Below are 18,730 nucleotides of genomic sequence, written 5' to 3' on the forward strand. Positions count from 1 at the left end.
GAATATTTTTTTAAAAAGTCGTAAGTAATTACGACTTTTTGTATAATAAAGAAGATAGTGAAAAAGTGTAGGAGGATATTATTTTGGCAATAAAATTGATTGCGGTTGATTTAGATGGTACTTTACTTACTACTTCTAAACAAATTTCACCGGAAACTGAAAGGGTACTGAAACAAGCTGACAGTCAGGGCATTAAGGTGGTTTTAGCCACAGGTCGACCATTGTCTGGTACAATTGAATTTAATAAACAATTAGGTTTACAAGGCGCAAGACAATATGACATTGTTTTCAATGGTGCAGTAATCCAGGATCTGGCGGGAAATATTTTAATGAATGAAGAAATGAACTACCGTGATTTCTCTAATATGCGTCGCTTGCAAAGATTAGCCCATGTCAACCTTCATTTTGAAACTCCTGAGTGTTACTGGACATGTGATCGTGATATAGGAGTAAATTTAGCTAGAAATGCTACCTATAATAAAAATGTGATTAAAGTTAGGAAAGCAGAAGAGATACCACAAGATTTTACTTTTAATAAAGTGGGGCTTAGTGTTCTTGATGATGAACGTGAAGTTGATAAATTGTGGAATAATATCCCTCAATGGGCCTTTGCCAAGTATGATATTGTCCGCAGCTTTTCTTCTATTGTTGAAATTAACATTAAAGATGCTTCTAAGGGTAATGCAGTCCTGCAATTAGCCGAGAGACTGAAAATTAAGTCAAGTCAAGTTATGGTTTTTGGCGATCAGGGCAACGATATTTCGATGTTTACTAATCCTGATTTCAAAAAAGTAGCCATGGGTAATGCTGTGGGAATGATCAAAGACTATGCAGATTATGTGACTGCAGATAATGACAATGATGGAATTGCCAAAGCACTAAAAAAGTTTGTTCTGTAGTAAAATAAAACTAGGTTGATTATTATGGTAGAAAAAAATAAAGAACATAATATTTCCGAAGCTGAGTGGGAAGTTATGAGAATAGTGTGGACTTTAGGAGAAATTCACACTGGTGATGTAATTCAGCAACTGCAAGCAAAAAAGGATTGGTCTGAGTCAACTATTAAAACTCTGATGGGTCGCTTAGTCAAAAAGGGTCTGCTAAAAACCCGTAAGGACGGTCGCCGTTTTGTATACTCCGCTACTGTTACGCAGATAGAGATGATGATTCAAGTCACTAATGAAATGATGTGCCACATGTGTGATATGCATAAAGGTCAGGTAATGATAGCAATTCTGAAGGATATGCCTCTTTCTCAAGGTGATATTACCCAGATTGAAAAAGAACTTGCTCTAAAAAAGGAGCATGCTCCTGAAATGGTTAATTGTAACTGTCTGGCTTCGGGTCAACATGTCTGTTAGATTAAACAGTTAATATTTTTTAGGAGGTTAATTAAATGAGAAAATTCGCTAGTATTTTGTTACGGCTAATTTTTGTTGCAGCGGTTGGTGTTTCCGGTTTTCTAATGATAGAGTCCCCGATAACAGTGAATGTGCAAAATGTTCGTGGTCTGGCTCAAACAGTGATCAAAAAGAGTGTTAACAATACAGGTGACTCAAGACTAAAGAGTACATTGAAACTGGCTAAGGACTTTGGTGTTGAAGACAAAATTCTCGAACAATTACCTAAAAAATATCATCATGATATGTCTTATACCAGTTTGTACAATTTAGGTGCAAGTTACCAGGAAAATGGTGAAGTGACGGCTAAAAGTTTATCTTTTCCAGAGAATAATGATGTGCAAAAAGCAGTCAGCAAATTGTTACTAAACAAAATTAACGACGGTTTGAAAGAAAACCAGAATCAGGTTAATCAAAGTATCACTATTTTCCATTATTGCTTTTTTGCCGCAATACTAATTTTTATCCTATCCGCTTTGTTAATATTATTTGGTAAATATTGGGCTGCAATTATTTTGTTAATTGCATCTGTGGGATCCTTTGGAGCATTACAATTCTTAGCTAACCAATTAGTACAATGGCTGGAAAGTAATGTTGCTCAAGGAATTTCGTTAACTGTTTCTCCAGTGCTGTGGGCAGGATTGGCAGTAGGTGTGATAACAGCATTGATTTGGCCATTAGTTTTAAAGCTAACAAAAAAAGAATAAAATATTAATTTTAAAATTAAGCATTACCTAAAAAATTAGGTTAATGCTTATTTATTTTAACGTAACGTAAATACTTGTTAAATGTGTGCTAAAATTAATAGTGATTCGAATGTATAAATAAAGGACAAATTAATGTACTACTTTTTAAACAATAGATTAGACGCAAATAGTTCAGGGATAGAGCACGCAGAAGTAAAAAGATTAATGCTTTTTAAACGCAATCACGTTAAGGCAAAAATTGTTATGTCAGAGTTTAATCGCTTTGCACATCGTAATTTAACTTTATATGGCATGACTGATGATGATTATGTTAATATGTTTGACTTCTTTGCCGGTACGGTAAAGTTTGCCAGTCGCGTTGTCACGATAAAAGATTTACCGATACCAAACTTTAATAAGGTGAAGAAAATCAATAATGGTTATGAAGTGTACGAAGACAATCGTAAAACCATGACTATTAATATGTTGCCTAATGGTAGTGTGGACACGATTAAATATTATAACGGAGATGTCAACTGCATTAAGCAGGACTTTTATGATACTCGTGGGTTTAAAAGCCTAACACAAATTTATGATACAGTGGATGGACATTTAGTCTGTGAATTGTTTTTCCGTCCCGACAATACCATATATTACGAGATTTCATATGAAAAAAGACCGAATTCATATCCAGCAACTAACATTCAATTGACTGATATTCAAGGTGTTGTACACTCACTTATGAATAGTGGTCAAGCCTTTACTATTATGCTTGATGAATTAAACCAGCAGGATGGGGCTGAAAGGTCAACCTTTATCTCTGATCGCAGTAATATTACCAACGTGCCAATGATTAATATGAAAACGCCTGCCAGAAAAATCGAACATTTTCATAATATTCACTTCAGAGACTACTGGGATCCTACTTCACCTCTTACTTACAACTCAATTTCTAATAACGAATTACTCAGTAAAACCGACTTAGTAGTCACTCCTGGAAAACATCAAGCGGATGACATGCGTGAAAGACTAAGAACGCAAGTGCCGATAGTAGCTATACCTGTGGGAATAGTACCAGATGAGCAGTTACATGCAGAGCATATCCCAATGAGTGAGCGTATAAAAGGGAAAATAATAATTGTAGCTCGTTTATTCCATGAAAAACGAATTGATGACGCGATCAAAGCCTTTAATCAAGCTTATCAAAATAATGATACACTTACTCTAGATATTTATGGTTATGGCAATGGCGCGGATAATTTCAAAGAAGAAAACATGCTAAAGAAACTGGTGCGAGATCTCGAGTTGGAAAATGTAGTTCACTTTATGGGTTACACCCAAGATATGGATTATGTTTATGACAATGCTCAACTTTCAATTCTTTCTTCAAGATACGAAGGAGCCCCGCTTTCAATAGTTGAAGCTCAATCACACGGCGTTCCGGTATTTGCATATGATATCAATTATGGTCCAGCAGACTTGATTGCTGATGGTCAGAGCGGTTTTGTTGTGCCAAGTGGTCATATAGATGACTTAGCAGCTAAAATTAGTGAATTCTTTGCTAGTCCAAAATTACGCAGGAAAATGAATGAGGGTGCTTATCAAAATGCTAAGCGCTTTTCCAGTGATAATGTTTGGCGTTACTGGCAAAAATATGTGATTAATACAGATAAATAAATAGCATTTAAAAAGTCACTTTGAAATTCAAGGTGGTTTTTCTTTGCTTTTAATTTATTGCATTTCAAAAAAATGTGAGTTACTATGGTTATTTAGTTAGCTTGCTAACTAAATAACCAGGAGGAATTCGAATGGAAAGAAAATTAGATGCAAAATTAATTTGTTCAATTTTCGCAGCTGGACTGATGTCATTTTCAGGTGTGCTAATTGAAACGGCAGGGAACGTTACTTTTCCAGTTTTAATGAATGATTTTCATGTTAATATGGCCACAGTACAATGGATGACAACGGGCTATTTACTGGTTGCTTCCATTATTATGCTACTATCAGCATATTTAAAAAGAAACTTTAGTTCGAAAAAGCTTTTTGTAATAGCCGCTTCTTTATTTATTTGCGGATTGGTGATCGACGCAGTTGCTAACCAATTTATTTTTTTAGTTATTGGTCGCGTAATTCAGGGCGCGGGCGCAGGAATAGCTATTCCCTTAATGTTTAATATCATTTTGGAAAGGACACCGCTTGATAAACTCGGCCTCCTTATGGGAATAGGAACAATGATTACTGCTGTAGCTCCAGCTTTAGGGCCAAGTTTTGGCGGGTTGGTTGTTAATAATTTAGGCTGGCGTTATATTTTTATCTTTATTATCCCCGTGATGGTAATATCTTTGATCATGGGCTTAACTTCAATAACAAGTCAAACCGAGAGCATTAAGCATACTAGGCTTGATACTACCGGCTTTCTGAGCATTGCTTTAACGTTTATTGGTTTAATTTTTGCTTTTAGCAACTTGTCTACAATTTTACAAAAACCGCTCATGTTTATTTTACCTTTAGCATTAGGAATAATCAGTTTAATCATTTTTATTAAGCACTCATTGAAAACTACTAATCCATTGATTAATATTCGTGTTTTTAAAAACATCAGATTCACTCAAGGAATTACAGCCTACTTTATTTTCCAGGTAAATACCTTGGGTTTGTCTTTCATCTTGCCTAATTATGTCCAAATTGTCAACCATTCTACTGCGATGACTGCGGGGCTATTACTACTAACCGGTGGGCTCGTAGGAGCAATTATGTCACCAATTAGTGGCAGGTTACTTGATAACTACGGACCAAAAAAGCCAATTATGACTGGAGCTGTTTTTGAAATAATTGGTGGCATATTATATTGTTTATTTGCTTCATCGTTAACCTCTGGCAAGATAATCTTGTTTTATACCATTACGATGCTGGGAATAGGTTTAGTAATGGGTGATACTATGACGGCTTCTATTGGTCAACTTGACGAAAAAGAAAGTACTGATGGTAACGGTCTGTTCAATATGGCACAGCAATTTGCTGGTGCGGTTGGCACTGCAGTTATTTCAGCCATCATGCAATTCGTAGAGCAGATGAGTAGTCAAAATTCTACTTCTGGAAAATACATTGATGCCGCACAAGTCGGTCTAATTTTTATTCTAATTATTGTCCTTATTGGTGTATACTTACTTTATCAGGCTACAAAACCAGTAAAAGCAAAGGAATGAAATAATGAAAAGATTAGGATTGGCATTGCAGAGAGTACAAAATACGTTTAACCGCAACGCTGATCACTATGCCAGAAAAATAGGTCTTACTGGAACGCAAATGTTGATTATCGAATACTTATCTTCCTTTGCCCAAAATAAGCCAATTTATCAAAAAGACATTGAGCATGAATTCAATATTAGAAAGTCAACTGCTACCAATGTTTTACATTTAATGGCAGAAAAAGACCTAATTACGAAAAAAGTCGATCCACATGACACTCGATTAAAAGCAATCATCCTAACCCCTAAAGCTGTTAATTTAGAACAAAAAATTTCTAACTATGTTTTTCAGTCTGAGAATAGTTACGCTGCAATTCTTGGAACTGAAACTAAAAATGAGTTAGTAGAGAATTTACAGAAACTGAATGACGCTATTTCGGAAAAATAGGATAAATTAAAAACTAGTTATTGTTTTGAGGCAATAACTAGTTTTTTTCTTAATTTTTATTATCTTTCGTAATTAGGTGCTTTCTTGGTAATTTGTACGTCATGTGGGTGAGATTCTCGTAAACCAGCATTAGTAATTTTGACAAATTGTGCATTTTCTCGTAAGTCAGCAATTGTAGCGGCACCGACATAACCCATGCCTGAGCGCAGACCGCCAATAATCTGGAAGACAATATCAGAAACATCACCTTTATATTCAACGCGGGCTTCTACGCCTTCAGGTACTAACTTGTTAGCCTCGTTTACTCCGCCTTGGAAGTATCTGTCTGAAGAGCCATGGGCTTGAGCCATTGCACCGACAGAACCCATTCCGCGATAAGTCTTAAATTTGTGACCGTCACTTTCGAAAATTTCGCCCGGTGCCTCAGTAGTCCCTGAAAGCATGCTACCAAGCATAACAGCATTACCACCAGCAGCTAGAGCCTTAACAATATCACCGGAATACTTCATACCGCCATCGGCAATTATTGGTTTGTGGTATTCTCTAGCAGCTGTAGCCGCATCATAAATTGCAGTAATTTGTGGAACTCCAACACCAGCTACGACACGTGTGGTGCAAATAGAACCCGGCCCAATTCCAACTTTGACAATATCAACCCCAGCATCGAAGAGTGCTCTAGCAGCATCACCAGTAGCGATATTGCCGGCAATAAGGGTAATATCAGGGAAATGTGCTCTAATTTCTTTTATCTTACGTAAAACTCCAGCTGAATGACCATGTGCAGTATCAATGACAATTGCGTCTGCTCCCTTTTCTATAAGTGCTTCAGCCCGTTCAAATGTATCACTGGTAACGCCAATAGCAGCTGCAACCAATAAGTGGTTGTGATCATCAACAGCGGCTTTCGTAATATTACTTGGGACAACAACATTTTTGACATTTGCAACTTCGCCAGCTTGAGCAGTAATTGACATATTTTTATGGATCACTCCTAAGCCGCCTTGCAGTGCAATAGCTATGGCCATTGCACCTTCAGTCACAGTGTCCATTCCCGCACTTATTATAGGAATATTTAGTTTCAGATTAGGTGCCAGTTGAGTATGTAAATCTACTTCATTGGGTAATACGTGGCTTTCGGCTGGAATTAATAAAACATCATCAAAAGTTAGACCTTCTTTAACAAATTTTGTTGTCCAATTTGACATTTAATGCACTCTCCTTTTTAAAATTATTAAAGTTAAATTGATTACACTTTACTAGTGATTTTGATCTTGGTCAAGTTAAAATCAAAAGCTATATTGATAAAAGTATAATATTACTTTGAATATATTTCAACCTTAAAGGCGAACAAATATACCATATTAGTTTATATTGTAAGTAATAAAGTAAAAATATTAAGATTTTTTACATCCTACGTCAATGATTGATAAGTGTTAGTTATTGGTGAGTAATTTATGATAGCTAGATAATGTTCGGGTTTAAAATAAAATTAATAAAGAAATTAAATATTATTTAAAAACAATTAAGACTGTGCTAAAATTGAGTCTAATGTTGTTGATTAAATATCTATCGGATAATGAGGTTAAACCAATGGCATTAGCAAAGTATGGTAAATATGTTCAATATGAGCAATTATCAAAGGGGTACTTCCTTTGGTAATTGCCTTTTTGTGCCGGATTCGATAAAAAATGGAGTTTGAAACATGGGCGAAAATGCAATTGAAGTACATGATCTGTCAAAAAAATATGCGGTGGCCACCAGAGGCGAGACTTGGCATGCTATAGCAAAAAATATTTTTAAGCCAGAAAGAACGGTTGTTAATGCCGTTAAATCCTTAAACTTTAACATTAAACCAGGAGAGAAAGTAGGTTTTATTGGACAAAATGGTGCAGGTAAAACTACTACTATAAAGATGTTAACCGGTACTCTTTTTCCATCTTCAGGTTACTGCAGGGTCAATGGCTTTGATCCTACCAAAAGGACTAATGATTTTAAAAAATCAATTTCGGTGGTGATGGGAAACAGGTCACAACTTTTTCCCGATTTAACTCCCAGAGATTATTTAAAGCTCTTGCAATCAATGTATGATATTTCTGAAACATCTTTTCAAGAAACAGTTAATAATCTAGCGCGAATATTAAACGTTGCGGAAAAATTAGATACTCAAACGCGTAAATTATCACTGGGAGAGAGGATGAAAATTGAATTTTTAGCGGGTGTAGCCACCAGACCTAAAGTGCTCTTTCTAGATGAGCCCACAATAGGGCTTGATGTTTTGGCAAAAAGAGATATCCGTAAATTTCTTTTGCAACTAAATAAAGAAGAAAAACTGACCGTCTTCTTGACTTCCCATGATATGGAAGATATTGCGACTATCTGCGGCCGCTTAATAATTGTTAATCACGGAGAAATTATGTGGAATGGTCAAAAACAGGATCTACTAGATAAATTCAGTAGTAATAAGTACATCACATTTGATAAATCAGAAAGTTTTGCTGAGAAGAATATTGAGGGCAAAATAATCAATCAGGATGATTTAACAATTACCATCAAAGTTCCAAATGAAGAAGTTGATGATATGATTGCATTCCTTGCCAAAAACAAACAGGGTTCAAATTATCAAATAAATGAACTGAAACTGGAAGACATTATCTTAGAATTATTTGCCGAGGAGAATCAAAAATGTTAAAAACATACCGTGCAGTAAGTAAAATTTCCCTCAAGTCTATTTTAGCGAATAAAAGCAGTGTGGTGATTTTGCTACTGCAAGCTCTCGTACCAAGTATCGTAATGTTTTATCTGTGGTCTTTAATATTAAATCACGGGCAAACAGTGGGCGGATTTACTAAAAATCAAATTGTCATTTACTACATTGGCGTTAACTTTATCAATTCCTTTGTTTGGTATGCAATTGACTGGGAATTAAATGATGATATTCATTCGGGTGAATTGTCAAACATTATTCATCGACCAATAGCAATTGAAAAATATTATTTTGCTAAAATGGTTGGCGACCGATTAGCAAATCTACTTTTACTGGCTCCAATACTGATAATTGGAATATTATACATTCTAGTAAAAAATTTATTGCAGATATCACCGATAGTGCTGTTGGAATTTGCTTTTAGCATTATTATGTCAGCGGTGCTTTGGTTTCTTTTCTCTTACATCATAGGTAGTGTTGCTTATTGGTTTGATAACCTTTTCTTTGTTTTACTAGTAAAAGAAGTGTTGGTAAACTTGCTGGCTGGTTTTTATTTTCCCTTAGAAATCTTGCCGCCTTTTTTGGTAAAAATAACCAAATGCTTACCTTTTCAGTATTTTAGTTCTTTTCCCATAGATACTTTGGTAAAAGGGCTCTCCTTACAATCTTGGCTTAAAAATACGGGTATTGAGATTGCTTGGGCAGTTATCTTTTATGTAATTGTACAAATAGTTAATAGAAAAGGGCTTCAGAGATATTCTGATGTAATGGGTTAGATATGAAAAATAAATTTAAACTGATCGGTTCTTTAATCAAGATAGCCTTTTTAGAGACTATTAGTTTTAGGCTGGATACTGTATTTGGTATTATTTCTTCAGTACTTTGGTTGGGTATCCCAATTGCTTTCTTTAAAGTCATTTATTTAAATGTTGACACTGTTGGAGGCTGGAGTTTTAAGGAATGCCTCTTATTAGTTGGGGTTTATACTATGCTAGATGGCTTCCTGATGGCCTTCTTAGTCAAATCGATGCCTAAAATGGAAGCTGATATTAGAGAGGGTACGCTTGATTCGGTGCTCCTAAAACCAATTAATACTAAACTATTTTATTTTTTCAGTTCCATTGAATTTACTCAACTAATAAATTCCGTTTTGGGACTGGTAGTAATTATTTATGCGTGTCAAGGAATAAAAATTAGTCTTATCCAACTAGTTTGTTTCTTATTTTCCTGTGTATTAGGCTGCATATTGTATTATTCATTGTGGTATCTCTGGACAATTTCAGCCTTTTGGTTTCCAACTAATTTTGGCAGAAATGATTTATTTTTAAGTATGATACAAATGAGTCGTTATCCTGCAAGTATTTATCGTGGCCTGGGCAATATAATATTTAATTTTATTTTGCCTTTTGGCCTAGTTGCATGCCCCGCAACAACTATTCTATTAAGGCCAGAAGAATGGCATATTTTGCTACTACAGCTTTTAGTTGCTTTAATATTTGTAGTACTGGATCATGTAATCTGGAATTTAGGCCTCAAGAAGTATGATGGAGCTGGTAGATAGCTAAGTAAACTGTTTTCCATAAAGCTTGCACAGCCGTATAAATTTTTTTAGAATATTCCTGTCAGTTTTTATTTTAAAATATGGGAAAAGGGATAAGCGGTGAAAGACGAACTAGTTACAGTTAGTTTAGATAATGCAGTAGTAAAAAATGCTAAGTTTAATTTGGAAAAATATGGTATTTCAGTTGGTAAATATCTCCAGTTAATGGTGCTACTGGCTGCGGAAAATAAAACAGAACTTAAGCAAATAATGTTAGATAAAAATGACCTCACTCAATGGTTAAAGCGATTAGATGCCGATTAATAGTGCTGAAACTTACTGATGTTCTCAGTAAGTTTTTTTAAAGCATTAATGTTTACAATTGTAGATACACAATTTATACTAAACTTAGTTTACGAATGTAGACATTAATAATAAGCTTCAATTAGGAGGAATTATCATGAATAGGATTATTATTTTAAGCTTAGGAGTCGCACTTATCGCTTTTATCGCATGGTGGTTCTTTGGTAAGCACCAAGTAGCAACAGAAAATGCGTCTGTTAGTTCGAATAAGCAAAGTGTTGATATTGAGGTCAAAGGCGGATATTCTCCAGAAAAAGTTATCTTAAAAAGAGGAGTACCGGCTACCTTAAACTTTAAAAGAACCGATTCTTCCAGTTGCTTAGACCATGTTATCTTCTCAGATTTTGGTATAAATCAAAAATTGCCTCAAGGTAAAACTGAACCGATTAAAATAGATACCTCCAAAGCCGGCGAATATGAATGGGCATGCAGTATGAATATGTTTCATGGTAAGGTTATTGTCAAATAGATAGGGTAAAAGAATGAAAATAACAACACGTTTTTGGACGTCGCTAATATTATCACTACCGATGCTAGTTGAAATGATCATTCATCCTTTTACTGGCTGGATGTTGCCTGGTGGAGAATGGACTATGCTGATAGCAACTACGATTATTATGTTGATTTCAGCTGGCCCGTTTGTTTCCAGTGCTTGGTCTGCATTTAAAAAACATCATTCAAATATGGACACCCTGGTTGCTTTAGGTACAGCAATAACTTATGTTTATAGCATTTATGCCATGTTTAACGGCAAACCCGTATTTTTCGAAAGTGCGGCTTTAGTCATTACTTTTGTTTTACTAGGGCAGGTTTTAGAAGAAAAAATGCGGTCTACGGCTTCAGATGCTATGGGAAAGTTACTTAATTTAGGCGCAAAAGATGCTCTGGTTAAAAAAGGTGATCATTTTGTCAGTACTCCCATCACTCAGGTAGTTAAGGGCGACTTAATTCAAGTGATGCCTGGACAAAAAGTTCCAGTCGATGGCAAAATTGTTTCCGGCAATTCCAGTGTTGACGAATCTATGGTAACCGGTGAAAGCATGCCGGTTAAAAAGATTAGTGGCGATCAAGTTATAGGTGCAACAATTAATCAAACTGGTTCATTTGTAATGGAAGCTCAAAAAGTTGGCAACGATACCATGCTGGCTCAGATAGTAGATATTGTAAAAAAGGCGCAGAACAGTCATGCACCAATTCAAAAATTAACCGATAAAGTTGCTAATATTTTTGTTCCAACAGTTTTGATTATTGCAATTGTAACATTTTTAGTTTGGTATATTTTTCTCGGTAAAAGCATAGCAACTGCATTAGTTTTTGCCGTTGCGGTTATGGTGATTGCCTGTCCTTGTGCTTTAGGGCTGGCAACACCAACTGCATTAATGGTTGGAACTGGTCGTGGTGCCAAAATGGGCATTTTAATTAAAAACGGCGAAATTTTAGAGGCTGCCAATAGCATTGATACTATAGTTTTTGATAAAACGGGAACGATTACCAAAGGTCAACCACAAGTAACAGATATTGTTGGAGATAAAGAAAATGTCCTACAATATGCTGCTAGTTTAGAGAAATTGTCTGAACATCCTCTCGCTCCAGCTATCTTAGCTGCGGCTAAAAAGCAAAAGTTGCAGTTAAAAACGGTAGAAAATTTTACTGTAATTGAAGGATGGGGTGTCACTGGTAAAATTTCTGGTACAAATGTTGCGGTCGGCAGCCCCAAAAAACATAAAGATATTAAAATTGCTCCAGAATTAGAAGAGCAAATAGTGGCATTGCAAAATGAAGCTAAAACAGTAGTGTCTGTTGTTCAAGATAATCAAGTGCTGGGTCTAATCGCAATTCAAGATGCACCTAAAGAAAACGCTCAAAAAGCAATTTCCGATTTACATCAATTAGGACTTAAAACCGTTATGCTCACCGGTGATAACCAGCAGGTAGCTGAGGCTATTGCAAAGCAAGTGGGTATCGATCAGGTAATAGCTGGAGTTTTGCCAGTTGATAAAGCAGCAGTTATTAAAAAGTTGCAGGAAAAACATCATGTCGCCTTTGTTGGTGATGGGATCAACGATGCGCCAGCTCTAACCCAAGCAGATGTTGGTATTGCAATGGGTTCTGGTACGGATGTTGCCATTGATGCAGGTGGCATCGTACTTATTAAAAACGATTTAGAAGATGTTGTACGCGCTTTGAAACTGAGTCGCAAGACTTTTAATAGGATAAAGTTAAATTTGTTTTGGGCATTCATTTATAATGTACTGGGGATTCCAGTTGCCGCTGGTGTTTTTGCAGGTGTGGGTCTCACACTTAGTCCGGAAATAGCAGGATTAGCAATGGCCTTTAGTTCATTATCGGTTGTTATCAGTTCAGTTATGTTAGGAAAAGCCAAAATTTAAGATAAATAATATCAATCAAAAGGACAGTCGAATTGGTTTCGACTGTCCTTTCACTGTGTGAACTTTAATAATGATGTTTTCCTTTGGCTAAAACAGGTTTGATTTGAAAAATATAAGCTAAAATGCCAACTATCAGCCAGATGAAGGTAATAAATACACTATAAGTTAGGTTGGCGCTACCTGTTTTGATATAAGTAACAGGTTCTGCAAAAGGGAATAATAAAGCAATTGCTTTTAACCATTCAGGATAAGCTGAAATTACCACTAGTACTCCTGATACTAATTGGGCTAAACTGCTAAAAATATTCTCCAAAAAGTAGGGATCATTCATTTGCCATGAGATGGCCCAAGATACAAAACCTAAAGCGCAGCCATAAAGACATAAAAGCGGTAGCATGAGCAAAGCTCGTTCAATAATGACTATGGGAGCACCGACTAAGTACAATAAAAATAGGTTAATTAGTGCTAAAGTGCAGCCTATAATAATGGCAACAATGCACTTAGTAAGCCAATATCTGAAACTGAAAGGCTTTTTGGCAATTAACTCAAAGTCAATCTTTAAATTAGCATCGGTAATCACAGCAGAACAAAATGTTTCAAGGGCAAGTACCGCCGCGTCTATTTCAATGGAGCTAATGGCAACATCCCAATTAAACTGATTAGAATACTGCATATTGATTAATACTAACAGGGCCAAATTAATCATAGGTGTGATGAAAAATTAGGTCAGTTTTGTCCGCCAATTATTCAGAAATGAAAGGCTCGATAACTGTGTAGCAAACATTAGATAATTTTCAGAGCTCCTTTCCTTCTTACTAGGTCGTTAATTTTTCTGACAATAACCACAATTAATACAATCCAAAGAAGCAAACTGCAGAAATAAGAAGACCAGTTGAGGCTTTTATTATGGGATAAGGCAGCAATTGGTGCCGTGATTGGAATAAACCATTGTGATACGTTGGTTAATGGTCCTAAAATGGTATTATTGCCGAATAATCCTGCTAATAATAATATTGGGGTTCCGATTAAACTCTCATAGACCATTGCATTTGGTGACAGAGTTAGAAAAGATGAAATTAAGATGCCCATTACTGAGCACCCGATCCACATTAGAAAAATTAGCAAAATCTGGTCCAGAGAAATTTTACCAGTAGCTGCTCCTAATATTTTTGCCAGAATAAATGCAATAGGAAACGAAAATAAACCATAGCTCGAAGCAGGTAAAAGTAAAGTAATTAAAGAAGCTCGCTCGTCATATTGACTGTTTAGCAAATATGGTAGCGTGCCTTTGTAACGTTCAAAACCAATACAACCGGCAACGGTTGTACACGAAGTCCACATGCCAAAAATACCACTTTGCAGCCACAATTGTGGATTATTCAAATCGTGAGAAGCATAGGCCATAATATATTGCATTAAAAAGATAGAAGTAGTACTTGTAATCGTCAACCAGACAAAATATTGGTCTGAAAGATAATCTTTAACATGAAAGAGGAAAAGACGAATAAAACGCATTTTTATTTCCTCCTTAATTTAGGCGCTAAAGCTAAGTAAGCTTCTTCTAAATTCTTAGGTTTTTTGTTTATTTCTTTTTCGGCTAAGCCAAAAACAGCATTGATGGTGCCGGTAAAAAATACTTTCCCTGCACCTAAAATGACTACCCGTTTAGCCAATTTTTCAACTTCGGACATTGTATGACTGGTTAATAAAATACTAATACCCGAGTCAGACAAATTTTTAATTGTCTTTTGCACACTTTGTGCAATTTCAACATCAAGACCACTTGTGGGTTCATCCAAGAGTAATAGATTAGGATTATTGAGCAAAGAGCGTGCTATATGCAGTCTTTGCGTCATTCCTTTAGAAAATTCTCCCACTTTTTTATTGGCAACATTCAGAAGGTCAACAATGGACAAAACACGTTCAATTTCTTTATTTTGCCTGCGAAAGGGGACTTTAGCCAAGTCAGCAAAAAACTGTAAATTTTGCTTGGCTGTAGCGTTACGGTAAAAACCTAAATCACCACCAAAAGAAACGCCAATGTTTGGTCTCTTTCGTGCAGTGGTAATATCTTGACCATTCAAAATCACTTGGCCAGAAGTAGGGATTAAATAACCGCCAATGATTGAAACAATAGTAGTTTTGCCAGCACCATTAGGTCCTAAAAGCGCCAAAATCTCTCCTTGGTCAATTGTAAAAGAAACATCATCTAAAGCTTGAAATGCCTGCTTTTTATCCTTATAGGTTTCTTTTAAATGTTTAACTTGTAAAATATTATTCAATTTTTTCTCCAAAATTAATTTGTAGTAACTTTATCATTTAAAAAGGAAGGATGATAAATATTTCGTATACAGGTTAATTTGAAGATCTTTTCATGAACATTAAATCTAATAAGAAAATTATAGCACAACTTTATTTATTTCTTAATTTATTATGAATAAAAAACCTGCTCCTTGCGAGCAGGTTTTAGTTAATCGACTGATTTTAAAGCTTCTAACATATCAAGGTCTTTTAACTTTTTATTAACGATAAAGCCTAAAATAATAGTAATCACACCAATTACACCTAATGGCCACAGAAAACTTGGAGCAGATAATGCCGGATTAAACATGACATTATCAGGTGGTACTACGTAAAGAATATAGCGATAGAGCAAATCTCCGGTCAGATAGCCTACCAAAATACCAATGCCTGTTAAAAGAATAGTTTCACGATAAATATACATTGTAACTTCATTATCATAAAATCCTAAAACTTTGATTGTTGAGAGTTCTCGTATTCTTTCAGCAATATTAATATTAGTAAGGTTATACTGAATTACAATTGCTAAAAGTCCAGCAACTACTATTAGCACTAGCATAATTAAATTTAAAGATTGGACCACGACATCTAATTCCTGGCTAACAGCCGTGTTTTGTACGACACCAGCCACTCCGGATAAAGCCATAAATTGGGCAGCTATATTTCTAGTGTTTTTGCGACTAGGATTAGTTAAATTAACTAAATAGGCGTTAGATTTGAAGTCGCGTTTAAAAATATCTTGATATTGATTCTTATTCATGAAGACAAAATGTCCCATGTACATTTCTGTAATACCAGCTACTTTCATTCTTCTAGACTTATTATCTTTGTCCGTGAGCGTTAGATATCCGCCTTTGCTTACTTTAAGCAGAGTTGCCAACCGTTCCGATATGATGACGCCATTATTAGTTAAATGCAGAGTCTGCTTGGTTTTCCGATTAGTTAGCTGAACGTAATCTTTTAATACCTTGTCAGAAGACGGTGCAATTAACGTAATGTCTTGAGTGTCACCAGTTTTACCGGCAATTTTAGACATAGATTCGTAATAAATTGGAGTCTCCGATTTAATATTGTTTTCGTTTAACTTATTATTGAGAGTCTTTTGCTGGTTAACTGAAATACCAGGCTTTTGGGCGACAATCATGTTGTAATGAATTAGATCGTTGAACTGCCTGTTATTCATGTTAGTAATTGAATTTTTGACAGCGAAACCTGCAAAAAGCATAGTAGCAGCACCACAAACGCCAAAGATGGTCATCAGCATGCGTTTCTTATAACGAAAAATATTACGGGCAGTAACTTTATGGGTAAAACTGAGATGGTTCCAAATGAAAGGAATTTTTTCTAAAAGGATTGTTGATCCTGCAGCCGGAGCTTTTGGTAACAAGAGGGCAGCTGGCTTTTCTCTAAATTCATTCTTCGCAGTTAAATATGCCGGTAAAACTGAACTAATCCAAGACAATAGGAGAGCTACCAGACTGATCTGCCAGTGAAAGTGTAATTCAATTGGTGGGATCGTTAATGACTTGTAATATGCATGGTAAACAATCTGCGGCATCAAAGTGTGGCCCAAATAAATTCCTAAAATGGTACCGATGGTACCTGAGATAAAGCCATATGCCAGAAATTTATTGATAATGACATAATCATCATAACCAAGTGCTTTCATTGTGCCGGAATTAATTCTCTCTTCGTCAATAAAACGATTCATGGTGGTAAATGTAACTAGAGCGGCAACAAAATAGAGAAAAATCGGGAATACTTTTGCTAAATCTTCAACAACTTGTGCTACAGTTGTATAAACTAAATTACCTTCACCGCCAGGAACTTCCCTTCGGTTATACACGCTATAACTGGGCAGAGCTAACTTTTTTAATTGCTTTTTCGCCTTGTTAATTTGCTCTTTACCAGTTTTTATTTTTGGGGCTGCATTACGCGATTTTTGCGCAAATACTTTTTTCTCTTGTTGGAGTTTTTGCTCACCAGCAGCTATTTCTCGTTCAGCCTGCTCCATTTGAGCTTGAGCAGCTGGTGGCAAATTTATACCAGCAGCTTTAGCTTGAGCTACTTTTGCATTTAATTTTTCTTTTTGAGTGGCTAATTGCTTTTCGGCAGCGTTAATTTGCTGACTGGCAGCTTTTAATTTTTGCTCAGCTTCATGTATCTTCTTTTCTTGCGGTGCAAGCTTTTTGGTAGCAGCGGATAGAATTCTTTCTTTTCTTTGATAAGCAGTGTCCTTTAAGTCATCCTGTAAAACTCTTTTATGATTCTTAACCTTGCTGGTATAAGTCTTGCCATAAGAATCAAGGCCTCTCAAATCTTTATATCTTAAGTTGGCAGTCGTATAGACAGTATGGTTAAATGCGTTAGGATCAACTACTGCGTAACCTTTTAATTCTCCGGTACCACTATTGCTTTGACCTAAATTGACATTTGATAAAATCTGGCTAGAGCGCACAAAGCCCACAATTTTAAAACTTTTTCGTTTTAAAAGAGTCGTACCTAAAACATTTTTCTTTTCAGTGAAAGTGATTTTTTGACCAATTTGATATTTATCAGAATAATGGTCTGCTAAAGCAATTTCGTTTGACTTAGTGGGCAGGTGACCTTTGCGAACTTCATATTTGCCCACAAAATTGGGCTTAGAAAAAATGCGAAAGCTTTCCTGACTGTTTTTGATTACAGTATCCGTCATATAACCAAATTCAACAGCCTGCAGGCCCTTAGTTTTCTTGATTTTTTGCGTATCTTTCTGATCTAAGCCGTAATTGCAAATAACCGTTAAATCAGCAGTATTGAGCTTTTGTGCATAATGATTTCCAGTATCGCGCATATCTGGGCCAGTAACCATTAAACCAACTAAAGCAAACGCACCGATCATCATGAGTCCCATGATAGAAACAAATTGGCCCTTGGTATGCTTAATTGATCGCCAAAAATCTTTTAGAATAACTTTATTCATGATTAGCCTTTTCTACCATTTAACATTTGCAACACTATCGGGGTGTGAATTTTCTTCAATTTGCGTAACCTTGCCATCATGGAAGTGAATTACCCGGTTAGCAAGAGGAGCCAGAGCACTATTATGTGTAACTATAACTACTGTAGTTCCGTTATTGCGGCTCATATTAATAATCGTTTGTAAAACGCTTTTTCCCGTTTGGTAATCAAGTGCGCCAGTGGGCTCATCGCAAAGTAGAATTTTTGGATTTTTGGCTATCGCCCGAGCGATTGCTACTCTTTGCTGTTCACCACCAGATAATTCTGCCGGAAAGTTATTAATGCGGTTTTTGAGACCAACATCAACCAAAGTTTTTACCGGATCAAGTGCGTCAGGAACGATTTCTGATGCCAGCTCAACGTTTTCTCTTGCTGTGAGGTTTTGAATTAAGTTATAAAATTGAAATACAAAGCCAATATCAGTCCGGCGGTAACTTGTCAGCTGCCGCTTATTATATTTAGCAATATTATTACCATCGATAATGACATCACCGGAACTGTTAGTATCCATTCCACCTAAAATATTTAGAATAGTTGACTTACCAGCACCGGATGCACCCAAAATAATGGCCAGTTCACCTTTTTCAACAGTAAAACTAACATCATTATTAGCTAATATTTCTGTATCTCCTGTATGGTAACGCTTAAAGTTGTGTCGTACGTCAATATAACTCATGAAAATTTGTCCTTATCATTTTTAAAACAATATT

The 18,730-nt window shown here is 35.8% G+C and carries 18 protein-coding genes; 12 read left to right on the forward strand and 6 right to left on the reverse strand.

What is annotated here, in order from left to right:
- Positions 1–83: 83 nt before the first annotated feature.
- The 6 genes from Q0R51_RS04920 (at position 84) to Q0R51_RS04945 (ending at position 5,722) form a co-directional block, all read left to right on the forward strand.
- The gene (locus Q0R51_RS04920; RefSeq protein WP_294757132.1) at positions 84–899 is read left to right on the forward strand and encodes a Cof-type HAD-IIB family hydrolase; all 816 of its coding nucleotides are present in this window, start codon (positions 84–86) and stop codon (positions 897–899) included.
- 24 nt (positions 900–923) lie between these two features.
- Entirely contained in the window at positions 924–1,361 is a 438-nt protein-coding gene (locus tag Q0R51_RS04925; protein WP_294757133.1) for a CopY/TcrY family copper transport repressor, read from the forward strand.
- Between the two features lie 35 nt (positions 1,362–1,396).
- Positions 1,397–2,107: a hypothetical protein gene (locus tag Q0R51_RS04930; RefSeq protein WP_046324647.1), complete on the forward strand. Its 711-nt coding sequence runs from the start codon at positions 1,397–1,399 to the stop codon at positions 2,105–2,107.
- A gap of 132 nt (positions 2,108–2,239) precedes the next feature.
- Positions 2,240–3,763: a glycosyltransferase gene (locus Q0R51_RS04935; RefSeq protein ID WP_294757134.1), complete on the forward strand. Its 1,524-nt coding sequence runs from the start codon at positions 2,240–2,242 to the stop codon at positions 3,761–3,763.
- 131 nt (positions 3,764–3,894) lie between these two features.
- A complete protein-coding gene (locus Q0R51_RS04940) occupies positions 3,895–5,292 on the forward strand; it encodes a DHA2 family efflux MFS transporter permease subunit (protein ID WP_187156517.1) in 1,398 nt (465 codons plus the stop codon).
- Between the two features lie 4 nt (positions 5,293–5,296).
- Positions 5,297–5,722, forward strand: a complete 426-nt coding sequence (locus Q0R51_RS04945; RefSeq protein ID WP_110445897.1) for a MarR family winged helix-turn-helix transcriptional regulator — start codon at positions 5,297–5,299, stop codon at positions 5,720–5,722.
- Positions 5,723–5,781: 59 nt separating this feature from the next.
- On the opposite strand, the gene Q0R51_RS04950 is transcribed toward Q0R51_RS04945, so the two are convergent.
- Positions 5,782–6,927 carry an IMP dehydrogenase gene (locus Q0R51_RS04950; RefSeq protein WP_046324651.1) on the reverse strand — a complete coding sequence of 382 codons (1,146 nt, stop codon included), beginning with the start codon at positions 6,925–6,927 and terminating at the stop codon, positions 5,782–5,784.
- Positions 6,928–7,424: 497 nt separating this feature from the next.
- Here Q0R51_RS04950 and Q0R51_RS04955 point away from each other — a divergent pair, with 497 nt between their 5' ends.
- From Q0R51_RS04955 to Q0R51_RS04980, 6 genes are all read left to right on the forward strand, one after another.
- Complete coding sequence (locus Q0R51_RS04955; protein ID WP_294757135.1) at positions 7,425–8,411, forward strand: ATP-binding cassette domain-containing protein; 987 nt, start codon at positions 7,425–7,427, stop codon at positions 8,409–8,411.
- Entirely contained in the window at positions 8,405–9,202 is a 798-nt protein-coding gene (locus tag Q0R51_RS04960; protein WP_294757136.1) for an ABC-2 family transporter protein, read from the forward strand. Before Q0R51_RS04955 ends, Q0R51_RS04960 begins: the two co-directional genes overlap by 7 nt.
- A 2-nt stretch (positions 9,203–9,204) precedes the next feature.
- The gene (locus tag Q0R51_RS04965) at positions 9,205–9,987 is read left to right on the forward strand and encodes an ABC transporter permease (RefSeq protein WP_294757138.1); all 783 of its coding nucleotides are present in this window, start codon (positions 9,205–9,207) and stop codon (positions 9,985–9,987) included.
- A 99-nt stretch (positions 9,988–10,086) separates the two neighbouring features.
- Entirely contained in the window at positions 10,087–10,290 is a 204-nt protein-coding gene (locus Q0R51_RS04970; protein ID WP_122037448.1) for a hypothetical protein, read from the forward strand.
- 136 nt (positions 10,291–10,426) lie between these two features.
- The gene (locus tag Q0R51_RS04975) at positions 10,427–10,798 is read left to right on the forward strand and encodes a cupredoxin domain-containing protein (RefSeq protein WP_294757139.1); all 372 of its coding nucleotides are present in this window, start codon (positions 10,427–10,429) and stop codon (positions 10,796–10,798) included.
- A 13-nt stretch (positions 10,799–10,811) separates the two neighbouring features.
- Positions 10,812–12,719 carry a copper-translocating P-type ATPase gene (locus Q0R51_RS04980; RefSeq protein WP_294757140.1) on the forward strand — a complete coding sequence of 636 codons (1,908 nt, stop codon included), beginning with the start codon at positions 10,812–10,814 and terminating at the stop codon, positions 12,717–12,719.
- Between the two features lie 64 nt (positions 12,720–12,783).
- Here the strand turns inward: Q0R51_RS04980 and Q0R51_RS04985 are convergent, their stop codons facing one another.
- The 5 genes from Q0R51_RS04985 to Q0R51_RS05005 all read right to left on the reverse strand — a co-directional run bounded on the left by Q0R51_RS04985 (position 12,784) and on the right by Q0R51_RS05005 (position 18,696).
- On the reverse strand, positions 12,784–13,392 hold the full coding sequence (locus Q0R51_RS04985; RefSeq protein WP_294757141.1) for an antibiotic transporter permease: 609 nt from the start codon (positions 13,390–13,392) through the stop codon (positions 12,784–12,786).
- Between the two features lie 110 nt (positions 13,393–13,502).
- The gene (locus Q0R51_RS04990; protein WP_294757143.1) at positions 13,503–14,234 is read right to left on the reverse strand and encodes a multidrug ABC transporter permease; all 732 of its coding nucleotides are present in this window, start codon (positions 14,232–14,234) and stop codon (positions 13,503–13,505) included.
- 2 nt (positions 14,235–14,236) lie between these two features.
- Complete coding sequence (locus Q0R51_RS04995; RefSeq protein ID WP_294757144.1) at positions 14,237–15,001, reverse strand: ABC transporter ATP-binding protein; 765 nt, start codon at positions 14,999–15,001, stop codon at positions 14,237–14,239.
- A gap of 188 nt (positions 15,002–15,189) precedes the next feature.
- A complete protein-coding gene (locus Q0R51_RS05000) occupies positions 15,190–17,982 on the reverse strand; it encodes an FtsX-like permease family protein (RefSeq protein WP_294757145.1) in 2,793 nt (930 codons plus the stop codon).
- Between the two features lie 12 nt (positions 17,983–17,994).
- The gene (locus Q0R51_RS05005; RefSeq protein ID WP_046324661.1) at positions 17,995–18,696 is read right to left on the reverse strand and encodes an ABC transporter ATP-binding protein; all 702 of its coding nucleotides are present in this window, start codon (positions 18,694–18,696) and stop codon (positions 17,995–17,997) included.
- Between the last annotated feature and the right edge of the window lie 34 nt (positions 18,697–18,730).

Origin of the sequence: uncultured Lactobacillus sp., assembly GCF_946477725.1 — a bacterium.
Lineage (GTDB): Bacteria > Bacillota > Bacilli > Lactobacillales > Lactobacillaceae > Lactobacillus.